At 45.7% G+C, this 24,222-nt stretch carries 26 protein-coding genes, 1 tRNA gene and 1 pseudogene; 26 read left to right on the top strand and 2 right to left on the bottom strand.

Annotated elements, in window-relative coordinates:
- Window positions 1-26: 26 nt before the first annotated feature.
- The 8 genes from pomA (at window position 27) to nudB (ending at window position 6,008) form a co-directional block, all read left to right on the top strand.
- The gene (gene pomA, locus L0Y14_RS09760) at window positions 27-785 is read left to right on the top strand and encodes a flagellar motor protein PomA (RefSeq protein WP_005960140.1); all 759 of its coding nucleotides are present in this window, start codon (window positions 27-29) and stop codon (window positions 783-785) included.
- Window positions 786-802: 17 nt separating this feature from the next.
- On the top strand, window positions 803-1,684 hold the full coding sequence (gene tssL / locus L0Y14_RS09755; RefSeq protein ID WP_005960141.1) for a type VI secretion system protein TssL, long form: 882 nt from the start codon (window positions 803-805) through the stop codon (window positions 1,682-1,684).
- A gap of 91 nt (window positions 1,685-1,775) precedes the next feature.
- Window positions 1,776-2,393 carry a PilZ domain-containing protein gene (locus L0Y14_RS09750; RefSeq protein WP_040819780.1) on the top strand — a complete coding sequence of 206 codons (618 nt, stop codon included), beginning with the start codon at window positions 1,776-1,778 and terminating at the stop codon, window positions 2,391-2,393.
- A 4-nt stretch (window positions 2,394-2,397) separates the two neighbouring features.
- Window positions 2,398-2,673 (top strand): hypothetical protein, encoded by a 276-nt coding sequence (locus tag L0Y14_RS09745; RefSeq protein WP_006475233.1) that lies wholly within the window; start codon window positions 2,398-2,400, stop codon window positions 2,671-2,673.
- Window positions 2,674-2,771: 98 nt separating this feature from the next.
- On the top strand, window positions 2,772-3,032 hold the full coding sequence (locus L0Y14_RS09740) for an FmdB family zinc ribbon protein (RefSeq protein WP_006475232.1): 261 nt from the start codon (window positions 2,772-2,774) through the stop codon (window positions 3,030-3,032).
- 12 nt (window positions 3,033-3,044) lie between these two features.
- Entirely contained in the window at window positions 3,045-3,686 is a 642-nt protein-coding gene (locus L0Y14_RS09735; RefSeq protein ID WP_040819776.1) for a DUF502 domain-containing protein, read from the top strand.
- Between the two features lie 62 nt (window positions 3,687-3,748).
- Window positions 3,749-5,539, top strand: a complete 1,791-nt coding sequence (gene aspS / locus L0Y14_RS09730; protein ID WP_006475230.1) for an aspartate--tRNA ligase — start codon at window positions 3,749-3,751, stop codon at window positions 5,537-5,539.
- 31 nt (window positions 5,540-5,570) lie between these two features.
- On the top strand, window positions 5,571-6,008 hold the full coding sequence (nudB, locus tag L0Y14_RS09725) for a dihydroneopterin triphosphate diphosphatase (RefSeq protein ID WP_251859183.1): 438 nt from the start codon (window positions 5,571-5,573) through the stop codon (window positions 6,006-6,008).
- 450 nt (window positions 6,009-6,458) lie between these two features.
- Here nudB and L0Y14_RS09720 read toward each other — a convergent pair.
- Window positions 6,459-6,535 (bottom strand) — tRNA-Arg (locus L0Y14_RS09720).
- A gap of 463 nt (window positions 6,536-6,998) precedes the next feature.
- Window positions 6,999-8,405 (bottom strand): integron integrase, encoded by a 1,407-nt coding sequence (locus L0Y14_RS09715; RefSeq protein ID WP_006475228.1) that lies wholly within the window; start codon window positions 8,403-8,405, stop codon window positions 6,999-7,001.
- 139 nt (window positions 8,406-8,544) lie between these two features.
- Here L0Y14_RS09715 and L0Y14_RS09710 point away from each other — a divergent pair, with 139 nt between their 5' ends.
- The 18 genes and pseudogenes from L0Y14_RS09710 (at window position 8,545) to L0Y14_RS09620 (ending at window position 24,209) form a co-directional block, all read left to right on the top strand.
- Window positions 8,545-8,964, top strand: coding sequence for a hypothetical protein (locus L0Y14_RS09710; RefSeq protein ID WP_138921886.1), 420 nt, complete (start codon window positions 8,545-8,547; stop codon window positions 8,962-8,964).
- A gap of 122 nt (window positions 8,965-9,086) precedes the next feature.
- Window positions 9,087-9,314, top strand: a complete 228-nt coding sequence (locus L0Y14_RS09705; RefSeq protein ID WP_251859182.1) for a methionyl-tRNA formyltransferase — start codon at window positions 9,087-9,089, stop codon at window positions 9,312-9,314.
- Between the two features lie 6 nt (window positions 9,315-9,320).
- Complete coding sequence (locus tag L0Y14_RS09700; protein WP_040819774.1) at window positions 9,321-9,605, top strand: hypothetical protein; 285 nt, start codon at window positions 9,321-9,323, stop codon at window positions 9,603-9,605.
- 137 nt (window positions 9,606-9,742) lie between these two features.
- Window positions 9,743-10,375 (top strand): annotated as a pseudogene (locus L0Y14_RS16550) (TIR domain-containing protein); the annotation flags it as partial.
- A 111-nt stretch (window positions 10,376-10,486) separates the two neighbouring features.
- Complete coding sequence (locus L0Y14_RS16520; protein WP_040819791.1) at window positions 10,487-10,816, top strand: TusE/DsrC/DsvC family sulfur relay protein; 330 nt, start codon at window positions 10,487-10,489, stop codon at window positions 10,814-10,816.
- 2,144 nt (window positions 10,817-12,960) lie between these two features.
- The gene (locus tag L0Y14_RS09685; RefSeq protein WP_138921964.1) at window positions 12,961-13,536 is read left to right on the top strand and encodes a DUF2971 domain-containing protein; all 576 of its coding nucleotides are present in this window, start codon (window positions 12,961-12,963) and stop codon (window positions 13,534-13,536) included.
- 566 nt (window positions 13,537-14,102) lie between these two features.
- A complete protein-coding gene (locus tag L0Y14_RS09680) occupies window positions 14,103-14,783 on the top strand; it encodes a YkgJ family cysteine cluster protein (protein ID WP_083825219.1) in 681 nt (226 codons plus the stop codon).
- 733 nt (window positions 14,784-15,516) lie between these two features.
- Window positions 15,517-16,623, top strand: a complete 1,107-nt coding sequence (locus tag L0Y14_RS09675) for an AAA family ATPase (RefSeq protein WP_251859181.1) — start codon at window positions 15,517-15,519, stop codon at window positions 16,621-16,623.
- A gap of 68 nt (window positions 16,624-16,691) precedes the next feature.
- Window positions 16,692-16,931, top strand: a complete 240-nt coding sequence (locus L0Y14_RS09670; RefSeq protein WP_138921945.1) for an Imm32 family immunity protein — start codon at window positions 16,692-16,694, stop codon at window positions 16,929-16,931.
- Between the two features lie 50 nt (window positions 16,932-16,981).
- Window positions 16,982-17,254, top strand: a complete 273-nt coding sequence (locus L0Y14_RS09665) for a hypothetical protein (protein ID WP_138921946.1) — start codon at window positions 16,982-16,984, stop codon at window positions 17,252-17,254.
- A 128-nt stretch (window positions 17,255-17,382) separates the two neighbouring features.
- The gene (locus L0Y14_RS09660) at window positions 17,383-19,728 is read left to right on the top strand and encodes a hypothetical protein (protein ID WP_006475810.1); all 2,346 of its coding nucleotides are present in this window, start codon (window positions 17,383-17,385) and stop codon (window positions 19,726-19,728) included.
- Complete coding sequence (locus L0Y14_RS09655) at window positions 19,709-19,954, top strand: hypothetical protein (RefSeq protein WP_138921947.1); 246 nt, start codon at window positions 19,709-19,711, stop codon at window positions 19,952-19,954. Before L0Y14_RS09660 ends, L0Y14_RS09655 begins: the two co-directional genes overlap by 20 nt.
- 105 nt (window positions 19,955-20,059) lie before the next feature.
- Window positions 20,060-20,287, top strand: a complete 228-nt coding sequence (locus L0Y14_RS09650; RefSeq protein ID WP_083825199.1) for a hypothetical protein — start codon at window positions 20,060-20,062, stop codon at window positions 20,285-20,287.
- Window positions 20,288-20,631: 344 nt separating this feature from the next.
- Window positions 20,632-21,012 carry a hypothetical protein gene (locus L0Y14_RS09640; protein WP_138921948.1) on the top strand — a complete coding sequence of 127 codons (381 nt, stop codon included), beginning with the start codon at window positions 20,632-20,634 and terminating at the stop codon, window positions 21,010-21,012.
- Window positions 21,013-21,121: 109 nt separating this feature from the next.
- The gene (locus L0Y14_RS09635; RefSeq protein WP_040820222.1) at window positions 21,122-21,658 is read left to right on the top strand and encodes a hypothetical protein; all 537 of its coding nucleotides are present in this window, start codon (window positions 21,122-21,124) and stop codon (window positions 21,656-21,658) included.
- Window positions 21,659-21,782: 124 nt separating this feature from the next.
- The gene (locus tag L0Y14_RS09630) at window positions 21,783-22,787 is read left to right on the top strand and encodes a PIN domain-containing protein (protein WP_006475811.1); all 1,005 of its coding nucleotides are present in this window, start codon (window positions 21,783-21,785) and stop codon (window positions 22,785-22,787) included.
- Between the two features lie 108 nt (window positions 22,788-22,895).
- Complete coding sequence (locus tag L0Y14_RS09625) at window positions 22,896-23,486, top strand: hypothetical protein (protein WP_040820223.1); 591 nt, start codon at window positions 22,896-22,898, stop codon at window positions 23,484-23,486.
- 105 nt (window positions 23,487-23,591) lie between these two features.
- A complete protein-coding gene (locus L0Y14_RS09620) occupies window positions 23,592-24,209 on the top strand; it encodes a hypothetical protein (protein WP_040820226.1) in 618 nt (205 codons plus the stop codon).
- Window positions 24,210-24,222 lie beyond the last annotated feature (13 nt).

Genomic DNA, 24,222 nt, shown 5'->3' with positions numbered 1-24,222 from the left:
CGACATCTTGAGTTGGAGAGTATCAGGTGGATATCGCAACACTTGTTGGTTTACTCGGAGGATTTGGCATCATCATCGCGGCGATTGCTACCGGTGGTGACGTGATGTTGTTTGTCAACGTACCCTCAATTCTGATCGTGGTGGGCGGCACCTTTAGTGTGACGCTGATGCAGGTCTCCCTGGGGGATTTTCTGGGCTCTTTTGCGATCGGAATGAAGGCATTTTTCTACAAAACCGATGATCCCAAAAAGCTGATCGAAGAGGCGGTGCAGCTGGCCGATGTGGCACGCAAAAATGGTCTGCTGGCGCTGGAAGGGCAGGAGATCAGCAACGATTTTCTCAAGCAGGGGATCGGACTCTGTGTCGATGGTCACGATCCCTCCCTGGTCAGCAAACTATTGAGCAAGGATATCGAGTTGACCATTCAGCGCCACGAGGTGGGGCAGACTATGTTTACCAACATGGCGATCATGGCGCCGGCGATGGGCATGATCGGTACCCTGATCGGTCTGGTGCAGATGCTTGCCAATATGTCCGACCCCGCCAGTATCGGCCCGGCAATGGCAGTGGCTCTATTGACGACCCTCTATGGGGCGGTGATCGCCAACGCCTTTGCACAACCAATTGCCGATAAGCTGGCCCGCGCCAGTGCCATGGAGAAGACCAACAAGTCTCTGATCATCGAGACCATCTCCGGGATCCAGGAGGGTATGAACCCGCGGGTGTTGGAGCAATTACTAAGCACCTACCTGCCTTCCAGCAAACGTCCCTCTGGTGACAAGTAGGGCAGGGGAGTATACAGATGGCTGAAGAATGCCCGAAATGTGAAGCCGGCCTGCCTGCCTGGTTGGCCACCTTTGCTGACCTGATGTCGTTGCTGATGTGCTTTTTTGTGTTGTTGTTGTCGTTCGCAACCATTGATGCCGTGCGTTTCAAGAAGATGGCGGAGTCGATGAAGGATGCCTTCGGCGTGCAGCGTGAGATCCCGGCCAATGAGATCGTCAAGGGCGTCAGCGTGATCAAACAGGAGTTCAGCACGGGTAAGCCTGAGCCCACGGTGATCGACGAGATTCGCCAGATCACCACAGATGAGGAGCAGGAGAACCTGGAGGTCAACGAGAGTAAGGAACAGGCCGAAAAGGATGTCGAAGTCGATCAGCAGATGCGTGAAGCGGTGCTGGAGCAGATCGAAGCCGAAGTCAAAGAGCAGGCGGAAGAGCTGAAGATGATGCTGGATAAGGAGATCGATGAGGGGATGCTTGAGGTTGAAACAGAAGCGACCAAGATTATCATTCGAATCCAGGAGAAAGGCTCTTTTGGGTCGGGCAGAGCGACTCTCAACCCTGGATTCTTTGACGTGATCTCGAAGATCACCAAAGTCATCGCCGCCACGCCGGGGAAAGTAGTGGTGGCTGGCCATACTGACGATATCCCCATCTCCACTAAGCGTTTCCGTTCCAACTGGGAACTCTCTTCCGCCCGCGCGGTAACGGTGGTGCATGCGATGTTGAGCAATCACGGCCTCGACCCCTCCAGGGTCTCGGTTGAGGGGCATGCGGATTCGTCCCCCTTGGTCCCCAATGACTCCTGGGCGAATCGGGCCAAGAACCGGCGTGTTGAACTGATCATCGAGCGGGGGAGTGACAGTGATCTTGGCGTGCAGACGATAGATGCCATCCGGTAAGCCGCAAGCCAGTTATGATCGGGGTGCCCATCGAATGGCGGACTATTTCAGCAACCTAACCTAGGTTAAGGGAGTCGATTGATGTCGATTGATGTCGATTGAGAGACAGGGTGGCAGGCCGAGTGAGCGCCGGCGGTTTTTTCGCATTGATGATTCGGTACAGATGAGTTACCGGGTGGTGCAGCAGGGCGAGCTGCAGGGACAGATGAGGGAGCTGGGGCAGCATGTCGACAGCAGTTTCACCGTGATGACCCGGATGCAGGCGATCGATCGGCATCTCTCCGCCGCGCTGCACCGTATCGAACTCAGAGATCCAGATGTGGCCGACTATCTGCGGGCGTTGGATGAGAAGATCGAGTTGCTGGGGCAGAGCTTTCTGGCGGAGGAGACGGAGTTGCTGGAACAGCCGGCCAAGCCGATCAGCCTGAGTGCAGGAGGGATCTCCTTTGGGACCTCAGAAAGCATGGAAATCGGTGCCTTGCTTGAAGTAAAACTGCTGTTACTGCCATCTTTTACCGGGATCATCACCTTTGGTGAGGTGGTTGGCTGCGATGCAGGTGAGGCCAATCAAGACTATGCATTCCTGCTCAGAATAAGCTTTTCCAGCATCCGTGACAGCGACCGTGACGCCTTGATTCGGCATATCCTGCGCCTCCAGAGTCGTATGCTCAGAGAGCGGCGTGAATCGCGGGAGCGGGCGGAAGGGTAGTGTGATGCAGCGGCCATCAAAAGACGAGATCAAGATTGCCTTGCGGATGGCGGAGAAGGTCAGGGAGCGAGAGGGTGTTGGCGCACCGCTTGCCCGCTATCTGCTCTACCTTCATCATCGAAATGAGCGGCTTGAGTCGATCTACGAACACCTTGAGCGCTATCTGCGCTTTGGGCAGCCGGAGAATGAACATGCCAGGTTGATCTGTCTGATCGAAGAACTCAGAGAGGAGTCGCGCAAAGAAACCGAGGAAAATGGAGGGGAATTTGGTCTCGAGTAGCGAGCCTGCTGCTTTCATGTGCTAAAATTTGCCGAATTTTTCGATGTGCAACCCCTCTTGTCGATACAGGTGTTGCCAGTAACTCGGGAGAGAGCAAAATGCCGATCTATGAATATCGTTGCGAAGCCTGCGGCCACGAACTGGAAGCGCTGCAGAAGATGAGCGATGCGCTATTAACCGACTGCCCCGAGTGTGGTCAGCCCGCCCTGAAGAAGCAGCTCTCCGCCGCCGGATTCCGTCTAAAAGGAGGGGGCTGGTACGAGACAGACTTCAAGCAAGGCAGCAAAAAGAACCTCCATGATTCGGGTAAAAAGGAGTCCAAATCCGTCTGTGGCGGCGGTTCCAGCTGCTCCAACTAAGACTTTACTGAGATGCTCTTGCTGCGACGCTATCTGGTAGCGGGCCTGCTGGTCTGGTTGCCGCTGGTGGCCGTGTACCTGGTCGTCCGCACCTTGGTTCGCTGGATGGACAGCAGCCTGCTGCTGCTGCCACTGCAATATCGCCCAGAAACCCTTCTCGGTACGACGATCCCTGGTCTGGGGGTGCTGCTTTCCCTGCTGATCCTATTATTCACCGGGCTGGTGGCGGCAAACCTGTTTGGACGCAAGTTGGTCCGTCTGTGGGAGCGGCTGTTGGCTCGCATTCCTCTGGTCCGCTCAGTCTATTCCGCGGTCAAACAGCTAGTGGAGACCATGTTCTCCGACAATGGCGACTCCTTTCGCAAGGTGGTGTTGGTGGAATTTCCCCGACGCGGTCTCTGGACCCTGGGTTTTCTTACCAGCGCCGATGTGGGGGAGGCGCAGCAGAAGACAGGGTGCGAGGTGCTGAATGTCTATATCCCGACCACGCCCAACCCCACCGGTGGTTACTTCGTGATGGTGCCGAAAGAAGAGGTGCAGGAGCTCGAAATGAGCGTGGATGACGGGCTCAAGATGTTGCTCTCCATGGGAGCAATTGTACCGCCCCCCGCCAAGCCCGAGGACGAGCTTGCACAAGCCGAGGCCAAGCCGTAACATCCCCGCTTTTTACCGGGCACTATTCCCGGATCAAGTCTTTGATTTCAGGAAGGCATTTCATGCGCAGCCACTATTGCGGCGAGCTCAGCAGCTCGCATATCGATCAGGAAGTAGAAATTTGCGGTTGGGTTCATCGTCGCCGCGACCATGGTGGAGTGATCTTCATCGACCTGCGCGACCGGGAGGGGTTGGTGCAGGTAGTCTATGATCCCGACCGCTCGGAGATCTTTTCTATTGCCGAGCATGTGCGCAACGAGTTTGTGTTGCGGGTGAAGGGCCGCGTGCGCCCGCGCCCGGAGGGCACCGTCAATCCCGATCTGCCTACCGGCGAGATTGAAATCCTCGGTCTTGAACTGGAGGTGCTGAATCGCGCTGAGACCCCACCGTTCCAGCTTGATGAGCACGAAAACACTTCCGAAGAGGTGCGCCTGCGCTACCGTTATGTGGACCTGCGTCGCCCTGAGATGCTGGAGAAGATTCGCATTCGCGCCCAGGTCACCCGCTCACTGCGTCGCTTTCTCGATGAGCGGGGCTTTCTCGACATCGAGACCCCAATGCTGACCAAGGCGACCCCTGAGGGTGCCCGCGACTATCTGGTGCCGAGCCGTACCCATCCTGGGCAGTTCTTTGCATTGCCGCAGTCGCCGCAGCTCTTCAAGCAGCTGCTGATGATGTCGGGCATGGATCGTTATTATCAGGTGGTGCGCTGCTTCCGTGATGAGGATCTGCGGGCCGATCGTCAGCCTGAGTTCACCCAGCTCGATATCGAGACCTCCTTCCTCAGCGAAGATCAGATTATGGATCTCAACGAGGAGATGATTCGTCAGCTGTTTAAGGAGGTCCTTGGCACCGATCTGCCTAATCCCTTCCCGCGCATGACCTACGATGAGGCGATGGAGCGCTATGGTTCTGATCGCCCCGACCTGCGAGTGCCGCTGGAGTTGATCGACCTGCGCGATCTGATGCAGGATGTGGAGTTCAAGGTCTTCTCCGCTCCGGCCAAAGATCCCCACGGCCGGGTTGCTGCGCTGCACGTGCCCGGTGGCTGCAAGCTCAGCCGCAAGGAGATCGACGCATACACCAAGTTTGTAGGCATCTATGGCGCCAGGGGTCTTGCCTACATCAAGGTGAACGAGGCGGCCAAAGGCCGAGATGGGTTGCAATCGCCGATCCTTAAGTTCCTCACCGATGCCGCGGTGGAGGGCATCATGCAGCGCACCGGTGCCCAGGATGGCGACCTGATCTTCTTTGGTGCCGACAAGACGAGCGTGGTTAACGAGGCCCTCGGGGCCCTGCGAGTCAAGGTCGGTGAGGATCTGGGCCTGATGGAGGAGGGCTGGCGGCCGCTCTGGGTGGTCGACTTCCCGATGTTCGAGTGGGACGACAACCATGATCGCTGGACCCCGCTACACCACCCCTTCACCTCCCCCAAGCTCGACCAGCTGGAGCTGCTGGAGAGCGATCCAGGTGGTTGCAAATCCCGCGCCTACGACATGGTGCTGAACGGCGTGGAGCTGGGTGGCGGCTCTATCCGTATCCATCTGCAGGAGGTACAGCAGAAAATCTTCAAGTTGTTGGAGATCAGCGATGAAGAGGCAGAAGAGAAATTCGGCTTCCTGCTGACCGCGCTGAAATATGGCTGTCCGCCCCACGGTGGCCTGGCGTTTGGCCTGGATCGGCTGGTGATGCTGCTGACCGGATCCAGCTCGATCCGTGAAGTCATGGCCTTCCCAAAGACCCAAACGGCCGCCTGCATGATGACCTCGGCGCCCTCTGAAGTGGGCATGGACCAGCTGCGGGAGCTCTCGATTCGTGTGCGTAAACCGCAGAGCGAGGATTCTACTGCCTGAGCATCGCTTCAAGCGGCCGGAGTCGGTGCTGGTGGTGGCCTACACTATCGGTGGCGAATTTCTGTTGCTGCGTCGCCGCTCACCGAGTGCTTTCTGGCAGTCGGTGACGGGCAGCCTGCGTTGGGGGGAGTCGCCGCTGCAGGCGGCACGGCGTGAACTCTATGAAGAGACCGGCATCATGGCCGGTTCGCTGTTGAATGATCTGCGGCACACTGAACGATTCTCCATCGTCCCGCCTTGGCGTAGCCGCTATTCAGCCAATGCCCGATTCAACACAGAGCATTGGTTTTCTCTCCTGCTTCCAGCGCGCCGAATGCCCATACTCAGTGCAAATGAGCATGATGACTATGTTTGGTTGCCGGCAAAAAGAGCACAACGCAAGGTCAGTTCCTGGACTAACCGGGCAGCGATTGAAGTGACTGCGGCCAGCCTTTACGCGCAAAACTTCAGGAAGGTTATTTCGGTTTAATACGTGCAGCGGAATGGCAGGGAAGCAGTAAAAGAGGTTATCCGATGAGTTGGGATGAGCAGTCTTACCTCCTTCGGGCCCTTCCTGGCCGTCTGCCAGGTATGAGTCTGTTCAAAGTGAATGCAGTAACACGAGTTCAAGAACCGCGAGGAGAGGCCCATCGCACATCAATGATGCTGCCAAACAAGTGACAGAAGGCTGGCGTAGCAAGCATTACCATGCGTTTACCCGCAATGGGAAGCCACGGCTAGTTTTGATGGTCGATAGAAACTACGGCGGCACAAGTCGGGACCGATCGCCACGCGCTACTCTATTGCGGAACTGCAAAATCTAATCGATACAGCAAATAGCGTGTGCGAAACAGACTTTAGAAAAAGTCCCGCACTGGTGTCCAGAAAAGAGCAAGCGGCTAGCGGATCCTGCTAACTGTTTGCTCTTGCTGCGAAGATATGGCGCGCCCGGAAGGATTCGAACCTCCGACCACCTGGTTCGTAGCCAGGTACTCTATCCAGCTGAGCTACGGGCGCTCTTGGAACAAAGATGGCTTGCACGAATCGCTGCAAAGTCACCTTTAACGGGAGGCGGGATTATGCAAAAATCCTGGCATCTATGCAAGCCTGTTTTGCTTCTCATCGGGCAGGCCTTGTGTTGATCGTCGGTGGGTGACAGTTCGCTCTTTGGAGTGTGCTCCAGCTAAGGACGCCAGTCATGACCTGAACTGGGCGGCGTGAAGGATGACTCTATTCACACCCGTGACCGACCAATGCCGTGGCCAGATTCGTGTAGACGGCAACAGCAAAGGCTGAGTCTGATAATGACGCTCCTATGGTGAGCTGTTGCCGTTCCCCCCTTCCTCATGCCATGGCAAATCTCAGGGTAAGTTATGAAATACAAGGTGATGTCGGGACTGTTGCCGGAAGGGAGGATACCTCCTTTGAATTTGCCGCTTCGATGTCCCTGAAACCGTCATCGTGAGTCCGTTCCAAACTGTTACAGTTGCAAACGATCCAGCGGGCTGTTCACACCCTTTCCACCGCGCCGCAGGACATGGGTGTAGATTTCCGTTGTACTGACATCAGCGTGGCCTAGTAAATCCTGTACGGTTCGGATATCGCTTCCCTGCTCAAGCAGGTGAGTCGCGAAGGAATGCCGGAAGGTGTGGGGTGTTGCCCGCTTGTTGATCCCTGTCTTCAGCAGCGCCTGCCGCACGGCTTTCTGTATAACCGACTCGTGCAGATGATTTCTGCGTGTTACACCGGTTCGCGGGTCAGTTGAGAGTCGGCTGGCGGGAAAAACGTATTGCCAACGCCACTCACTCTCTGCGGATGGATATTTGCGTGCCAGCGCTACGGGCAGAAACACTTTACCGAAACCGTCAGCAAGATCCGACTCATGCAGCTTTTGTACCCTGGCAAGGTGCTGGCGTAACGGATCAACCAATGAAAGCGGCAGGGGGACCGTTCTGTCCTTGCCGCCTTTACCTTGGCGCACGGAAATTTGTGAATAGGCGAAATCAATGTCCATCACACGAAGACGCATGCACTCCATCAGTCGCATACCCGTACCGTAGAGTAAAGCCCCCATCAATCGTGACTTGTCGGGCATGGTGCGTAGCAATTGCTCAACCTCTGAAGTCGTCAGAACCGTGGGTAGGCGACGCTTGGGACGTGCGCGTACAAAACGATCCATCTCGTCCAGTGAACGGCCAAGCACATTTTTGAAAAGAAAGACCAAGGCATTGAGCGCCTGGTTCTGAGTTGAGGCGGCAACACTCCGTCGCACAGCCAGGTAGTCGAGAAAGCGGGCAACAGTATCAGCAGACAACTGATCATCAGCACACCAATCAGAAAAAGCCAAGAAGCGGGCCACCCAATCCGCGTAACTTTGCTCGGTGCGAATCGACAAGCTCCGCACCCTCACCGCCGTGATATAGCGCTCGTAACCCCCTGGATTACGCCTATACCATTCAGCTAAAAGACCTCCCCGCTTGGGTCTTATATCGATCTCTCCGACAGCATCAGTTTGTGACCTCGCCAGTGTTGGGTGATCAGAACTGAGCGATTCAGCTGCTGCAGCCCAATATATCCAATCAACCCCTGCACATAAGCCGTTATTGACTTGACGGCAAAAAAGGATTTTCAAAGCATCGATTATCTGCCGAAATCGAAAGGCCTCAAAGCCTGGTTTACGGCCTACATTTTCGAGATAGGCTGCCACGTGAGACGGATTATGTGTCTTAAGGCGCACATCATGGTGATATCGAATATAATTTTCGACATGCCTCTGATACCAAGGGCGCGCCTTGGGTGATACACCTGCCTTTGTAAGATTTCTCTGATAGTTACGCCAGAAATTCGCATACCGTGAACTGTTGTTCAGCCGGTTTTTATGAGGCATCCTAAGCCCTCCATGGCAAGGATTTTAATTCTATAGACTATAAGCTAGTCTATGGCCACCTATTTCGCAATAGGCTGCCACAGTCCATCTCAGAAAACGCTGCCGCAGCCCATTTCAATGTTAGGCTATAAAAAATAAAATGGCAGAAAAAAACACATCAATATTTTTTAGTATCTTCATACTATCAATAGCTATATTCGCTATTGGTGGCGACCCTTGGAGTTCTGATTTATTAGGCGCCGTATTTGAAAAACAGACAAAAAATTATATTTTAGTAGCATCAGGAATTATATCAGCAATATCTTTTATACTTTACTTGTCAGAAAAAAATAAATTCAAACGCTCAATAAAAAAGATAGGTAATGAATACTATTCAAACACTGTGGCCAGCCATATTGAGAGAGAAAACATTAATCCAGAAGTAATAGAAAAAACCATACAATTTGGTTCATCTATAAAACGGAATGACATTATAAAATACTCTTGGGTAAATCCTGAAGGATCTAAATATTTAGTTATTACAAATCTAAAAGGTGTAATACTAGAAGTATCATGTTAATTTTACAAAAAAGCCTAACAAGTAAATTAACGCTGACCATTTTTTCTTACGGCCTAAAAGGCAGGCCGCAAGAAAAAACGTCAGGTTATTAAAGCGTTAGGGCAATAAATAGAGAGGGAAACATGGCCATAGTAAGAAAATTGGATCCAATTACTCTTGAAAGAGAGTCAAAGCATACGGAAGTTAATGCGACATACACTGTAATACATTCGGAAGATGGCGATTACCTTCAAATCGACACTTACGGGTCGATTGATAGGCAAGAAATTGGAAAAAAGAGTCAATCAATTCGTTTGTCACCGTCAGCATTAAAGCAGCTTGAAGGTATTCTTGAAAAAATAAGGTATTGAAATATCGTGGAACAATTTCTGACGTTGTTAAGAGAAGTTGAAATAAATAGGGGCATCGCAATTCTCGCTGTAGTGGGCTTTGGCGTATATGCTCTTATTAGAGTATTTGGCCATATGAAGGAAGGTTTCGGTATATTCAATGTACGGATTACTGGCATAGTTATTGTTGCAACATTTGCCAGTATTCTTGCTGTCCTTAACCCAGACGCCGGAAGTGCGGCAATCGGAATACTTGGGGCTATAGCGGGGTATCTGTTGGTTATGGTTCCGCCCCAGATGCACCAAAAATAAATAATAATAGCAGTAATGTAAATAGCCCTAACAAGGCAAATTAACACGGACTGCCAAAAGCTGCGTCGCTTCGCTCTGCAACTTTTGGCATCCGGTTATTTGCAACGTTAGAATTTCAAGCACTCAGGAGGATATACATGCAGCCAATCACACAACCTCAAAGCCAAAAATTTCAAGTGGCACTATCTTTTGCTGGAGAGGATCGAGCATTTTCAGAGGCCGTGGCTAAGGGATTAAAAAGGAATGGCATTTCCGTATTCTATGACAATGATTGCCAGGGTGAACTTTGGGGTGCTGATCTTCCAGTTAAACTCAGAGAAATTTACAACAAGGAAAGCCAGTATTGCATGCTATTCTTGTCCGATCATTATAAAAAAAAGATGTGGACTAATTACGAGAGACAACAGGCTCTTGAAAAGGCTATTTCAACATTTGGTTCCGAGTACGTATTACCAATAAGAGTTGATGGGTATGAAGGAGAAATACCTGGGCTATCAAATCATATTGGTTACGTGAATGCTGCCAGTAACGACCCTGAAAAGATTGTCAATCTATTTTTAGAAAAACTTGGGGTTAAAGAAAATAATGAAGAGACGGAAGTTAACAAAGAAAAAGAATGGGTTCTGGTTTTAAGTGGTAAAGTTAGCGACGTAGATAAAACAAAAGCGGAAGCTATTATAAAACACTTACAATCAATCGTCAGTGACTCAGATCTTACATTGGTTAGAATTGAAGAAGGTTCAATTAGGTTAGTGGTAAAAGGTAGCAATCACGGACTGCTCGCAGCGTTAGCATTGTTCAAAAAAGGCTTACTGCAGGATATAGATGGATACAAAGTATTATCAGTTGATAATAATTCAGAAAAAATAAAAACGAGAGAATTGAATGTTAGCGGTAAAAATATCAAAACGGACAGGGATGGGTATATTGTAAACTTAAATGAATGGGTGCCGGGTTTTGCTGAAATTACAGCGCATGAGGATGAATTAGAGTTAACAGACGAGCACTGGGAGGTTATTAACTTTCTGAGGGAGTACTATGAGGAATACCAAATCCCACCAGCTGTTAGTTTTTTGACTAAAGCCATCGATAAAAAGCTATCCGAAAAAGCCAATGATAAAAATGGTCTGTTCCCTAAAGGAGGAGTTGAGCAAGCCTTAAAGTTAGCTGGAATCCCTAAAAAGGAACTTATAAAACATTCTAACAAGTAGCTCCAGCGGACAATTCAAAGCGGCACTTGTTTTGCGTTCGCAAAAACGTGCCACTTTGAATTGCCGCTGAGCAAGGCGTTGGGCAACCAAGGCATCGCCATAGAATAAGCCGTGCAAGGCAACAGAGAATTAAGTTTAAGTTGGGTAGAGTCGGAGAGGTTTTGAGCCCAGACTATTCGGCATCATGGCGGATAGGTGGTTAATAGGGTCTGTCCCTGCCGAAAGATCATCTCGCCTTGCAAGGCTCAGGCCGGATGCGGCTTCGTCGCCATTGCAGAAGTTGGCTGCACGTGCCTACAGGGAAATGATAGGCTTTTGGGTGTGAATAATGGTGCAGGCTGCAAGGAAAGCGGTTCAAACTTTCCACTGGAGAAACGGCACGCCATCAGAGCGGTGGAGCATTGTGAATCATAGACACAGGCCAGCACAGAATTGTGCCCAACAATGGGCTCCAGTGGACGTCAAAAAGCTCCGCTCGTACCTCGCTCCACTTTTTGCCGCCACTGAGCCAAGACGTTAGCTGAAAGACAAATATTGATGATCGATGAACAAACGCATCAGGCACCCCAAGCTCAGTCAATTCAAGTCCATAATTTGTCACGCGCTTATGCGAGAAAATTGGTTGCCAAATCCAAACGGGTGTAGAGTCAAAGTCCGTACCGCGCTGAAGCGGGAAAGTTGATAGCCATCCAAAACAGGTGGTGCATCGAAGGCAACTCAGCCGCTGATGCGGGGCAGAGTTGGTAGCCATCCAAACAGGTGGCAACATCAAAAGCACATCAGCCGCTGATGCGGCCAGAGTTGGTCGCCATCCAAAATAGGTGGCAGATCAAAGTCTGTCATACGCTGAAGCGGGATAACTGGTTGCCAAATTCAGCAGGAGAAGGGCGAGGGATGGCCACACAATTTCAATATCATGGCAAAGAAAGCAGCTAACAAGTGGCTGCAGTGGACGCCAAAAAGCTCCGCTCGTTCCTCGCTCCACTTTTTGCCGCCACTGAGCCAAGACGTTAGCTGTAAGACAAATTTTTAGTGGTGAAGGAACACGTGCATTAGTCAGCCGAAATGTAGTCAATTTAAGCCAAGAATTTTTCATGCGATTATGTTGATAAAGTAAGTCGCAAAACCAAAGCGGGTGTAGAGTCAAAGCTCGTGCCGCGCTGAAGCGGGGCAGAAAGTGCCATCCTGAACAGGTGGAGCATCAAAAGGCACAACAGCCGCTGAAGCGGAGAAAGTTGGTAGCCATTCAAAACAGGTGGCAACATCAAAAGCACATCAGCCGCTGATGCGGGGAGAGTTGGTAGCCGTCCAAAACAGGTGGCGCGCCAAAGGCCCAGCCGCTGAAGCGGGGCAGAGTTGGTAGCCATCCAAAATAGGTGGTAGATCAAAGTCTATCATGCGTTGAAGCGGGATAGCTGGTTGCCAAATTCAGCAGGAGAGGGGCGAGGGATGGCCACACAATTTCAATACCATGGCAAAGCAAGCAGCTAACAAGTGGCTGCAGTGGACGCCAAAAAGCTCCGCTCGTTCCTCGCTCCACTTTTTGCCGCCACTGAGCCAAGACGTTGGGCAACCAAGGCATCGCCATAGAATAAGCCGTGCACGGCAACAAAGAATTAAGTTTAAATCGGGTAGAGTCGGAGAGGCTTGGTGCCCAGACTATTCGGCATCATGGTGGATAGGTGGTTAATAGGGTCTGTCCCTGTCGAAAGATCATCTCGCCTTGCAAGGCTTAGGCAGGATGCGGCTTCGTCGCCATTGCAGAAGTTGGCTGCACGTGCCTACAGGGAAATGATAGGCTTTTGGGTGTGAATAATGGTGCAGGCGGCAAGGAAGCCGAATTGAACCTTCCGCCTCAGAAATTTGGTGGCAAAGTCATGGTGCAAGCTGAAAGGAAATCGGATCAAGCCTTCCGCCTCAAAAAAGTTGAATCCTCAGGGAAGTGGAGAATTTTGAGTTATGGACACAGGCCAGCACAGAATTATGCCCAACAATGGGGCTCCAGTGGACGTCAAAAAGCTCCGCTCGTTCCTCGCTCCACTTTTTGTCGCCACTAAGCCCAAACGTTATGCATTATAAAGATAGACCTCAACATGATTTCGAAAGATATTAGAAGATACACTGACCTACCATCAGTCCTTTACATGCTGAGAAATAAGAAGTTAACCCTGCTGGACCCTTCAAGCTGGGACGACAAAAATGATTCTTATTTTCTAGAGGTCTATAAAAAAAGAAAGAAGCTCTCATCTGTTTATGCACTTTGTTTCACCGAGAAAAATGAGACGTACCATCACTGGAGTGTATTTTGTTCTAGAGAAAATGGCGTTTGTGTCGTATTTGACAGAGATAAGTTAATTGGGCATCTCAACCAACAAGCGGGAATTACCTGTGGGCCGGTTAATTACAGAACAATTGGTGATACTGGTTGGCCAGATTTAGAGATAGATGATTTACCGTTTTTAAAGCGGTGGGCATTCAGGGATGAGTCGGAATTCCGAGCTGTTTACTCTGGAGATGCTGAATCAGAAGAAACAAAAGACATCTCATTACCTCTTTCTTGCATTAAAAAGATATCGGTTAATCCTTGGGTCCCAGATCAGCTATTTTCTGCCATAAAAGAAACAATTAAGGAAATTGAAGGCTGCAGATCTCTTGCTATTGGAAAATCTCAACTTATAAACAATAAGAGCTGGAAGCGTTACGGAAACATAATTGCATAACAATGCAAATTCACTCAGACAGTTTAAAGAGTTGCTTTGTTTTGCGTAAGTCGCTGCGCTCCATCCTACGCAAAACAAGCAACGCTTTAAACTGCTGGTGATTTGCGGCGTTGGGCAACCAAGGCATCGCCATAGAATAAGCCGTGCACGGCAACAAAGAATTAAGTTTAAGTCGGGTAGAGTTGGAGAAGCTTGGAGCCCAGACTATTCGGCATCATGGTAGAGAGTTGGGCAATTTGGTTGGTGTCTTAACGAAAGATCATCTCGCCTTGCAAGGCTCAGGCTAGATGCGGCTTCGTCGCCATTGTAGAAGTTGGCTGCACGTGCCTATCGGGAAATGATAGGCTTTTGGGTGTGAATAAGGATGCAGACTGGAAGGAAATCGAATCAAGCCTTCCGCCTCAGAAAAGTCGAATCCTCAGGGAAGTGGAGTATTTAGAGTTATGGATACAGGCCAGCACAGAATTATGCCCAACAATGGGGCTCCAGTGGACGTCAAAAAGCTCCGCTCGTTCCTCGCTCCACTTTTTGCCGCCACTAAGCCCAAACGTTAGAGGTATGAAGCTATGGAAGAAATTGAGATGAAAGCAAAAAAGGAGTTTGATATTTCTTCTTCTGAGCTTTCAAAAAGTTCACCTATGAAGTCCTTAGATAATTTTTATCAAAGACTTGATGAAATTATTGCCAAGACACTAAATGAATCTCAAAATGGGATAGCTTGTGGAAAAGGATGTATATACTGTTGTTACTATAAAGTAGAGGCCAAACCTGTTGAAATATTTAAAATAGTTCAGTTCGTAAAAAAACGGTTCAAGCCTGAACAGATACAGGCAGCGCTGAAACAAGCCAATAAAAATGTAATAGAAGCTAAGCCACTCACTTATAAAGAGCATTTAGCCACCAATCAGCAATGTCCATTTTTAGTAGATGGTGAGTGCTCAATATACAAAGTAAGGCCATCGAAGTGCAGGAATTTTCATGCTATAAATGTTGAATTATGTAAAGAGTCATATGAAAAACCAACGGATTTAAGCATCCCTAATAGTTATCATGAGCTGCTTCATATGCGTACCAATGGAGCGACTCTTGGGTTTGAAAAAGCTGTAGAGGTAAATGGGTTTGACTCAACTACATATGATTTAAACAGTGCATTAATAGAAGCATTCAGGAATCCAAGCCTTCTAAAGCGTTATGGAAAAGGAAAACGTGCATTCATAAAGGCAAAAAAAGTTGAGTTACCAGAGTAAAACACCTCTAACAATCAAAATTCACACGGACAGCAAAAAGCTCCGCTCGTTCCTCGCTCCACTTTTTGCCGCCACTGAGCCAAGACGTTAGCTGTAAGACAAATTTTTAGTGGTGAAGGAACACGTGCATTAGTCAGCCGAAATGTAGTCAATTTAAGCCAAGAATTTTTCATGCGATTATGTTGATAAAGTAAGTCGCAAAACCCAAGCGGGTGTAGAGTCAAAGCTCGTGCCGCGCTGAAGCGGGGCAGAAAGTGCCATCCTGAACAGGTGGAGCATCAAAAGGCACAACAGCCGCTGAAGCGGAGAAAGTTGGTAGCCATTCAAAACAGGTGGCAACATCAAAAGCACATCAGCCGCTGATGCGGGGAGAGTTGGTAGCCATCCAAAATAGGTGGTAGATCAAAGTCTATCATGCGTTGAAGCGGGATAGCTGGTTGCCAAATTCAGCAGGAGAGGGGCGAGGGATGGCCACACAATTTCAATACCATGGCAAAGCAAGCAGCTAACAAGTGGCTGCAGTGGACGCCAAAAAGCTCCGCTCGTTCCTCGCTCCACTTTTTGCCGCCACTGAGCCAAGACGTTGGGCACATAAATCACGAAAAGGTGAAAGCGCATGGATCTCTTTGGGTTAACTCGAGAATCTAAGATAGAACGGTCTGGAGTTAGGCAGGTATTTACACCTCATCAGCCAATTCAGTCACTCGACTTGTTTTTTGGAAGACAGGAGGTTGTGAAAAAGATTATTGAGCATATAAACACCCCAGGCCAGCATGTACTGCTATATGGTGATAGAGGAGTTGGAAAGAGCTCTCTAGCTAATATATCAACCCAGCTTCTTATTAAAAATCTCATACAAGGTAAGCTATTTACTAAGCGTTGTGATTCAAAAGACTCATTTGCATCAATAGTTGAGCAACCATTAGCGGACCTTGGTGTTGAGGTAAATCTAACCTCCTATTCGAAAAGCCATAGACAAAGTGGAAAGGCAGGCCTCAGCATCCCAATCGCCAGTGCGGGCGTATCTAGCGATAGAACAGAGTCTAAGAACTATATGGTATCTCCATGCACTCCATCAAAAGTAGCCGACTTACTTAAAGACAGTTCTGGATTGCTATATATTGATGAAGCTGACCAGATAGCCAGTGTAGAAGACAAAGTCTCATTGGCAGAACTAATTAAGCTATTAAGTGACCACGGATCAAAATTCAAAATATTCGTTGTCGGGATCGCACAAACTGGCGAGGATCTTACCGGTGCCCATCCATCGGCACAAAGATGCCTGAAAGAAACAAAACTAAGGAAAATGGATGATAGAGAAATTCGGGAAATTATCACCGGCGGCTCAAAAAAGCTATTTATAACATTTGAAAACAACGTCATATCATCGATTGTTAAACTTAGCTCTGGTTACCCACACTTTGCTCATCTGCTGTCATTAAAGTGCGCAGAAGAGGCAATAGCAAAAGACAAGACGACTATAAGCAGGGATGACTTGGCTACAGCAATAAATTCAGCAGTTCAAGATGCTGAAGGTACATTGTCAAGGAAATATGAGGCTGCTATTAGATCCCATTCTACAGACATGTATCGTATTGTGTTATTTGCAGCATCTCGACTAGGAAGAAGAGAGTTTACAGCGGCAATGTGGCGTTCAGAAATCCAGGAATTGACAGGTGATTGTGTTTTACAATCTGAACTGAATAATTATCTAAACCGACTTGTGTCCGATGACGAATCATCAATCATAACTCGCATGGCAAAAGGGGTTTATAAATTCGTAGATCCAAGAATGCCAAGTTACGTGCGAATAGCAAATAAGGATATTGCCCAACAATAAGCTCCAGCGGACACTCGTACCTCGCGCCGCTGAGCTTTGTCGTTAGCTGCACGAGAAATCATAGAACAATGAAAATCTACGGCTATAAAGATGAAGGTCTTGATATTGAGCAAATTGTCCCAGCAGAACTTGCCGAAATTACCTTAGTTGCAAGCCCTGATGAACTAAGAATGATTGCATCATTTTTAAAAACAGCGGCTCAAGAAATGGAAAGAATGGGAGAAGCATATGATCATGAGCATCTCTCTGATAAAAATGAACCTTATTTTGATAATTCACCACATTTTGTAGTTGCTCGTGAAGAGTAATGGTATTTACACCAATTAAATGTCGCTAGTAGTTGGTTGTTACAAAAAAAATGAATTGTATAAAATATAAAAATGGTAACCTTGTAAAAGTTGGTGCATTTGTGCGTGTAATATATATTGATGAATCAATTATTAAGACTTTAGCTGTAGAAGAAAATGAAGATGTAAAATCAATGCAAAATGAAGTCTTAGAAGTTTATGAGATTAATGAATATGGCCAGGCATGGGTAGAGAAATATTGGGATCTAGGCAATGGCAAAACAGAGAGTCATAGTCTTGGTCTTTGTTCGCATGAATTAGAGCTTGCAAGTAAATGCAGCTAACAAGGCCCATCCAGCGGACAGCAAAAAGCGTCACGCCTTTTGCTTGCGCAAAAGCCGCGCCACTTTTTGCTGCCGCTGATGGGCGGCGGTTATGAGCAATACAACTGACATCACAATGGAGCAACTGAATGGAACCGGTCTTTATTGATTTTCATATACATACGTCAGCTAACCCAGAGAATCTGAATGATTCTTATGACCTTGATACTCTGAAATCAAAAATTGAAGAAATAGCTAGTGGTTCCAGCTATTTAATATCTCTTACTGATCACAATACCATCAACAAAACTGCGTACCTAGAAGCAATCCAGAAAATTGAAAACATTCTTCTTGGTGTTGAATTACATGTAAGAAACTATGAAAGCGCCTCCCCATATCATTGCCATATATTGTTCAACCTCGACAGAATCGAATCAGTTGTTATTGATAAGCTGAACGAAAAACTTAATGAACTATATCCTAAAAAAGTTGTTTCTAATAACGACCATACCATCCCAAAACTAGAAGATATAATGAACTCATTTGATGAGTTCGAGTTCATTTTGCTACCACATGGAGGTCAAAATCACGCCACCTTTGATATATCAATTCCATCTGGGGTGCAGTTTGACAAAACCCTTGAGAGGAGCGTCTATTACAATCATTTTGATGGTTTTACCGCGAGAAGTAATAGAAGCCTGGAGAGAACACACGACTATTTTAGCCGCTTAGGTATAAAGGACTTTGTCAACCTTGTTACCGCAACTGATAATTATAACCCTACTATCTATCCGAATTGTAAAGCAGGAAGTGAGGCATCTGAATTTATTCCTACATGGATGTTAGCAAGTCCTACATTTGACGGGCTGCGTATTTCCTTGTCTGAGTCCTCGCGCCTTAAGTATGGCGAAAAGCCTGATTCATGGGCTGAGTGTATTCAACATGTTTCACTAAATAATGAGAATATTGATATTGATGCCAGTCTCACACCAGGGTTAAATGTTGTGATAGGCGGCTCTTCTAGTGGTAAATCGTTGTTTGTGGATTCGGTATATAGAATGATTGTGGGAAGTATTGAAGGAAGTATTTATAAAAATACAAAGTATAGCGTTCGAGATATGACTGTCCATAATCCCGCCGGACAGCATCCGCATTATTTGGATCAAAACTATATTAGCAAAATATGTGACCCTAAAAATGATGAATACAATATTGATGATATATCAATTCTTAAGAGTGTATTTCCATCTGACAGAGATGAAAAGTTGGCAATTGCAAATGGGCTAGCTGAGCTGGGTTCTCAATTAAATAGGCTTGTTCAATCAGTAAAAGAAATTGAAAGCCTTCAGGATTCACTAAAAAGGATTCCAAAGTTATCACACCTGATCGTCACGGAAATAATTCAAGGTAATCCTATACGCCCTATGCTGGCGGATGATAATGTTATTGAGTCAATAGAATATGCAGAAGCTAAGTACATACGAGATATTCGAGACTTGGATAGAATTGATATATTTCTTTCGTCCAACCCTTTAGTGAAACACGACAGCACACTAGTTGATAAATTAAAAGAAGAGCTTTTAGAGGCGCATAAAATTTCAAAGTTTGAGTATCGTGTTCGTAAAGTAATTAACGAGAAAAAGGAAGAGATAGATAACGCCCAAGAACATGAGAATCGAGAAATCGCAATAAAAAGACAGCAGTTTGAGGAGTTATTGGATTCGATTAGAAAGTACATTAGGAACGAGCATGTATTTAGAGAGTCCCTTAATGCGATATCGAAATTCAAGATCATAATTACTACCACAGAAATCGAGTCTATGGGGCACAAACTGTTCATAGATAATGAGTTTGAATTAACCAAAGAGAAATTTCTAGAAGTAATAAATCAAATGCTAAAGCCTGCTTTTTGCCTGACATCATTTGATAAAATTACACCAGAATCGTTATTTGAAAATAGATTCAGAAAAAAATCTCCAAAGGTTATCGATTATGATGACTTTGAGAGACGGGTGAAATCAAAATTCGAAGGGATGAATAAGAAAAAATACAGAATTATAACTAAAGAAGGAAAGGACTTTGATAGCTTAAGTGCTGGTTGGAAGACCTCAGTAATATTGGACCTGATTCTTGGGTGGGGTAGTGACAATGCACCACTTATAATTGATCAGCCAGAGGATAACCTTGCTACAGGATATATAAATCACGGACTCCTTAAGGCCATAAAGGAATGCAAAAGCAGGAAGCAAATTATACTTGTCTCACATAATGCGACAATCCCGATGCTTGGAGACGCTCAAAATATTGTCATGTGTAGAAATGATTGCAATAAAATATCCATCCGTTCTAATCCCTTGGAAGGAAAAATAGAAGGGGTAGGCGTTGTGGATCTGATAGCTGAAACCACTGATGGTGGAAAGGCATCAATAAAAAAGCGAGTAAAAAAATACAACCTTAAGAACTTTAGGGGGTCAAATGAAACTAGTATTCAGTAAGGATGAAGCTCATCAGATTGTAGTATTTAATTGTTTTGATGGTGAGAAAAAGGAATTTTCATATGTTGATATGATTAAGGTGTTAATTCAATCGCAGCATCTAGAGGAGCCAGAAGTATCAGAAGGATTTTCTGAGGCAGAAGTCAATAGCATTAAGTCTATGGTTTCGTTTATCAACAAAGAAGTTTCGTTAATAGATCAAAGTAATGATGCAGAAAGCTCATAACAAAAGCATTGAGAGGGACGCATATTTCTCTCGCTACGCTCGCTACATCTGCGCCCCTCATGCTAAGCGTTATGCACAAAAAATGACAATGAAAGGAGTATAAAAATGGAACGATATAGCGATATAGATCGTGATTCTGGGGTCGTAGCATATGAAAATGGCACGGACTATATTCGCGTGCAATTCAGTGATGGATCTATATATCTTTATACCAATCGAAGCGCTGGACAGAAACACATTGAAGAGAGGAAAGCATTAGCATCTAGCGGAGACGGATTAAATGCCTACATTAATGATCACGCAAGAAAATCATACGAAAGAAAAGAAAGATAAGAGGTGATTTAGCAATGGTAACACGTGAAGACATGATGGATTGGATAGTTGTCTGTTTAAAGTCTAGAGGAGGCAAAGGGTGGCCCAAGGATGTTTCAAAGTACATTTGGGACAACTATGAATCCCAACTAAGAGCTTCAGGTGATCTTCTTTATACTTGGCAGTACGATGTCAGGTGGGCTGCACAAAAGCTACGTAACAGTGGAGTTCTAAAGCCAGTTCATGGCCGTCGTGACCTACCATGGGAATTGGCGTAAAAATGCATAACAAGGCGCTGCACCGGAATTTTGTTACGCTGCGCTTCGCAAAATCCCGTGAGCTGGTCGTTATGTACAAGGATAAAAATGAAAAAGAAAATAATTACAATTCTAGTTTTAACAATATCAGGGTGCGTATCCACTCCAAAAGATCCTCAACGTTCTATGAGTGCTGAATACCATCAGATAAAAGAAAATACATTTCAACTTAAAGCAATTGCACCATTTCCTATTCTTCGAGAATATGCAATTTGCAAAGCTATAAAGTTTGCCGAAATAAAAGATGTAAAAGAGGCTGCTATCGCTCCCCCTACTGAATGGGGAAAGTCACAAGAAGTATTACCTAAGGGTTGGGGGGAGTTTAATACAACAGTTTATTTATCAAAACCCAAAGCCACAACAAATCCATTTCTAAACGTTAAAAAATTAGCCTCTATTTGTAGGAAAAACTGGGAATGGTATCGATAACAATGTACATAACAAGGCGCATTAAGTCGGACATTTTTAAGCCACGCCGCTGCGCTCTGTGGCTTAAAAATCCCGCTTATGCGCGACGTTAGCAATCAATAGGAATCGTGTGCCATATTTAATCGAAGAACATAAGCACAGATACGCTTCTTGGGCTGCTAGCAGAGCATCAAGTGTTAAAGGTTGTCGCTTCACTGTTTTACAGGGGAAAATGTTGCTAGAGAAAATAGGTATGATTTCTTTGGTAAATGATCCCGATAAATTACCAACATCAAATGAAATCGATGAAAAGCATAGAGAATGGCGGCTTTCAATTATTTCCGAAGCTAAAAAAATGGGCTTACTATTTACCCATGGTGTAGCTGCAAAACTAATAAATATGTATTTAAAAACTATTTTTGTGTGCGGGGGCTACAACTCTCATCAAAATGTAATTGCTTTGCATCCTCCTATTGATGCTGTGTTATTAAAATCACTTAGGTTGAATAATATTGGTGGGTATAAGACAGAGTGGAGAAAAGCTGAAAAAGCAAAATGGTCTAAGTTTTCATCAGAAGAATACGAAAGTGTTATAAAGTACATCAAAGAGCACATGAATGAAGAACCTTTGTGGTTAATTGAAGAGTACTGGCAAGGGTATCAATAAAAAATTGCTAACAAATAGCTCCAGCGGACAGTTTAAAGCGTCACTTTTTTTGCATTCGCAAAAACGTGCCACTTTAAACTGCCGCTGAGCAAGGCGTTATGCTCGTAATAAGTAAGGCGCATCAATGTACATAGTGTTAGACAGTAATATATGGTTGTCTGAGCTGGGGCTTAATACAGCCAAAGGAGCTGCAACCAGGTTTTACATAAAGCAAAAGCAAGCCAAGTTAGTGTTGCCGGAAATAGTAAAGGAGGAAGTAGAACGGAATCTTTTTAACTCTCTTGTTGCGTATTCTAATGACATTCAGAAAAACCATAGACAACTTCTTACGGTTTTTGGTCAATTAAAAGAGGTCGTACTTCCAAGTGAGAATGATATTAGAACGAAGGCGAAAGGTTTATTTGATGAAGTGAAGGTTGAATTACATGAGATTCCTTTTACATTAGAAAGCGCGAGGTCATCTCTAAATAAAATAAATGATAAAAAGCCTCCAAGTGACAAGAATCAGCAGTTTAAGGACGGAGTTATTTGGGCAGATTGCATGAGTCTGCTTAATGAAGACGATGTATATTTGGTAACAGAGGATAAAGCGTTTTTTCGTGATAGAAATTATAAAAATGGTCTTGCAGGCAACCTCAGAGAGGAAGCAGATTCATTTCCAAAAGAAATACGAATATACCCATCATTGTCTGGGTTATTAGAGGAGTTAAAGACAGATGTAAATATTGACAATGATGCTTTGGTTTCTTGTTTTACTAAAACAATTGCGGATTCAATGAATTCCATTCTTGATCGCAATGGGTTTTCTATATCATCTGAAGCCACTGTAAATATTTCACCTTTTGTAACTGAAGATCCAGATAAGATATACATCGAATTTGAAATCAGTTTTGAGTGCGCAGATACAAGAGACGAAGTAAGGACGGATGGAATGCTTCTATTAAAAGGGGATGGATATTATATATCTGATAGAAAAGAATTTCATGAGCTCAGAAATAGAGGTGAAGAGTTGAGTTTTAATGATGGGAGCGAAGAGAGAAAAAATGTGAATCATGTAATTCTTGCAGGCTATATTGTTATAGGTCATCGAGATGTGGAACACTCTATCAGATATAAAATTGACCAATAAGCATAACAAGGCAAATGCACTCGGACGGCAAAAAGCGCCGCTCCTTCGTCGCTATGCTTTTTGCCGCCGGTGATTTGCAGCGTTAGCTGAAATAATAAAGGAGTCATTATGAAAAATTATACAGCCATCATGGTCGGAGGTATTTTATTGCTAATCATTTCTAATTCGCTATTTGCCGAGGATAATAAATATATTGAAAAGACAGAAGATAGCATCCATACAATTGAATCAAATAAGCAATCAATAATTCAGCAGGCAAAAATATGCATCATAAAACACGTCAAAAATGATTCTGTTGTACTAATAGGCACTTCAAGTGGAGTGTCTGGCCTATTTGGCGTGGGTAAAAGACGGGAGTCAACAACAGTGATTCCGCAAGGAGAGGTGGTTAAGTTTATAGATAAAGAATCCGGCATAATATTCGCAAATAGTCGTATCAACATTAAGGCAGATATGATTCAGTATTCTGTCCAATCCACAATTAATCTCTATGCAAAAGATAATAAGTTTAAAATTGCACATACTGAAATAATGTATTTGCAAAAAGATGTTGGTTACGGTAGTCCAGACGAATATAAGAAGCTACCAAAGAAAGGACATTGGGGTAGTTCTTTAGTAGAAACGGCAGTTAATGGTCTAAATTCTCTTACAAAAGAAATCGTGTCTTGTATTAAATCACCGGTTAGTACAGATTGGTAAGTAAAGGACAGCTAACAATTGAATTAAGACCGACCCATAAAAGCGCTGGCGCGCTTTTATGGGCGGCTTATTCTTGTCGTTATGCGATATAAGAAATGAGCCCTTATGGATAAAACAGCTTATGTACTAATCGGTGTGGTTCTTGGTGTTTTTCTCAATGCCATTAAAGAATGGTGGTTTAAGAAAGGTACGAACAAAAAAGAACTAGAATATTTGGCTATTCGTATTTCGTGCATTCTTGATACATTCGTAAACGGTTGTGCTGATGTGATAGCTGATGATGGTCTTTGTTATGGTCAACCAGATAAAGATGGATATCGGTCAATACAAACTAAAACGCCAGATTTTGACCCTCTTTCAGTCGAAGTAGAGTGGAAATCGCTAAAAGCCGAAATCATGTATGAGGTGCTTAACTTCCCTAACCAAATACAATCGGCAAATCATAAAATATCTGGTGCCTTTGAATATGCGGCATCGCCTCCAGATTACGAAGAGGGGTTTGAAGAGCGTCAATTGCAATATGCAACACTGGGGTTAAAAGCATATAAACTAGCTACGAAGCTCAGAACCATAGGAAATTTACCTGCACAAGCAACACCCGGCAAAGATGAGTGGAATCCAATTCAATTTATGGAGCAAAAGATCAAAGATATTGAAAAATTACAAAAAGAACGCTCATCACGAAATCAGGCTCTTATGCAAAATTTAAACACAAGCGCATAACAATGGGCTACAC

The organism is Candidatus Endoriftia persephonae (assembly GCF_023733635.1).
Lineage (GTDB): Bacteria > Pseudomonadota > Gammaproteobacteria > Chromatiales > Chromatiaceae > Endoriftia > Endoriftia persephonae.
Note: the sequence above shows the minus strand (reverse complement) of the source record. Positions and strands in the feature narration are given on the sequence as shown.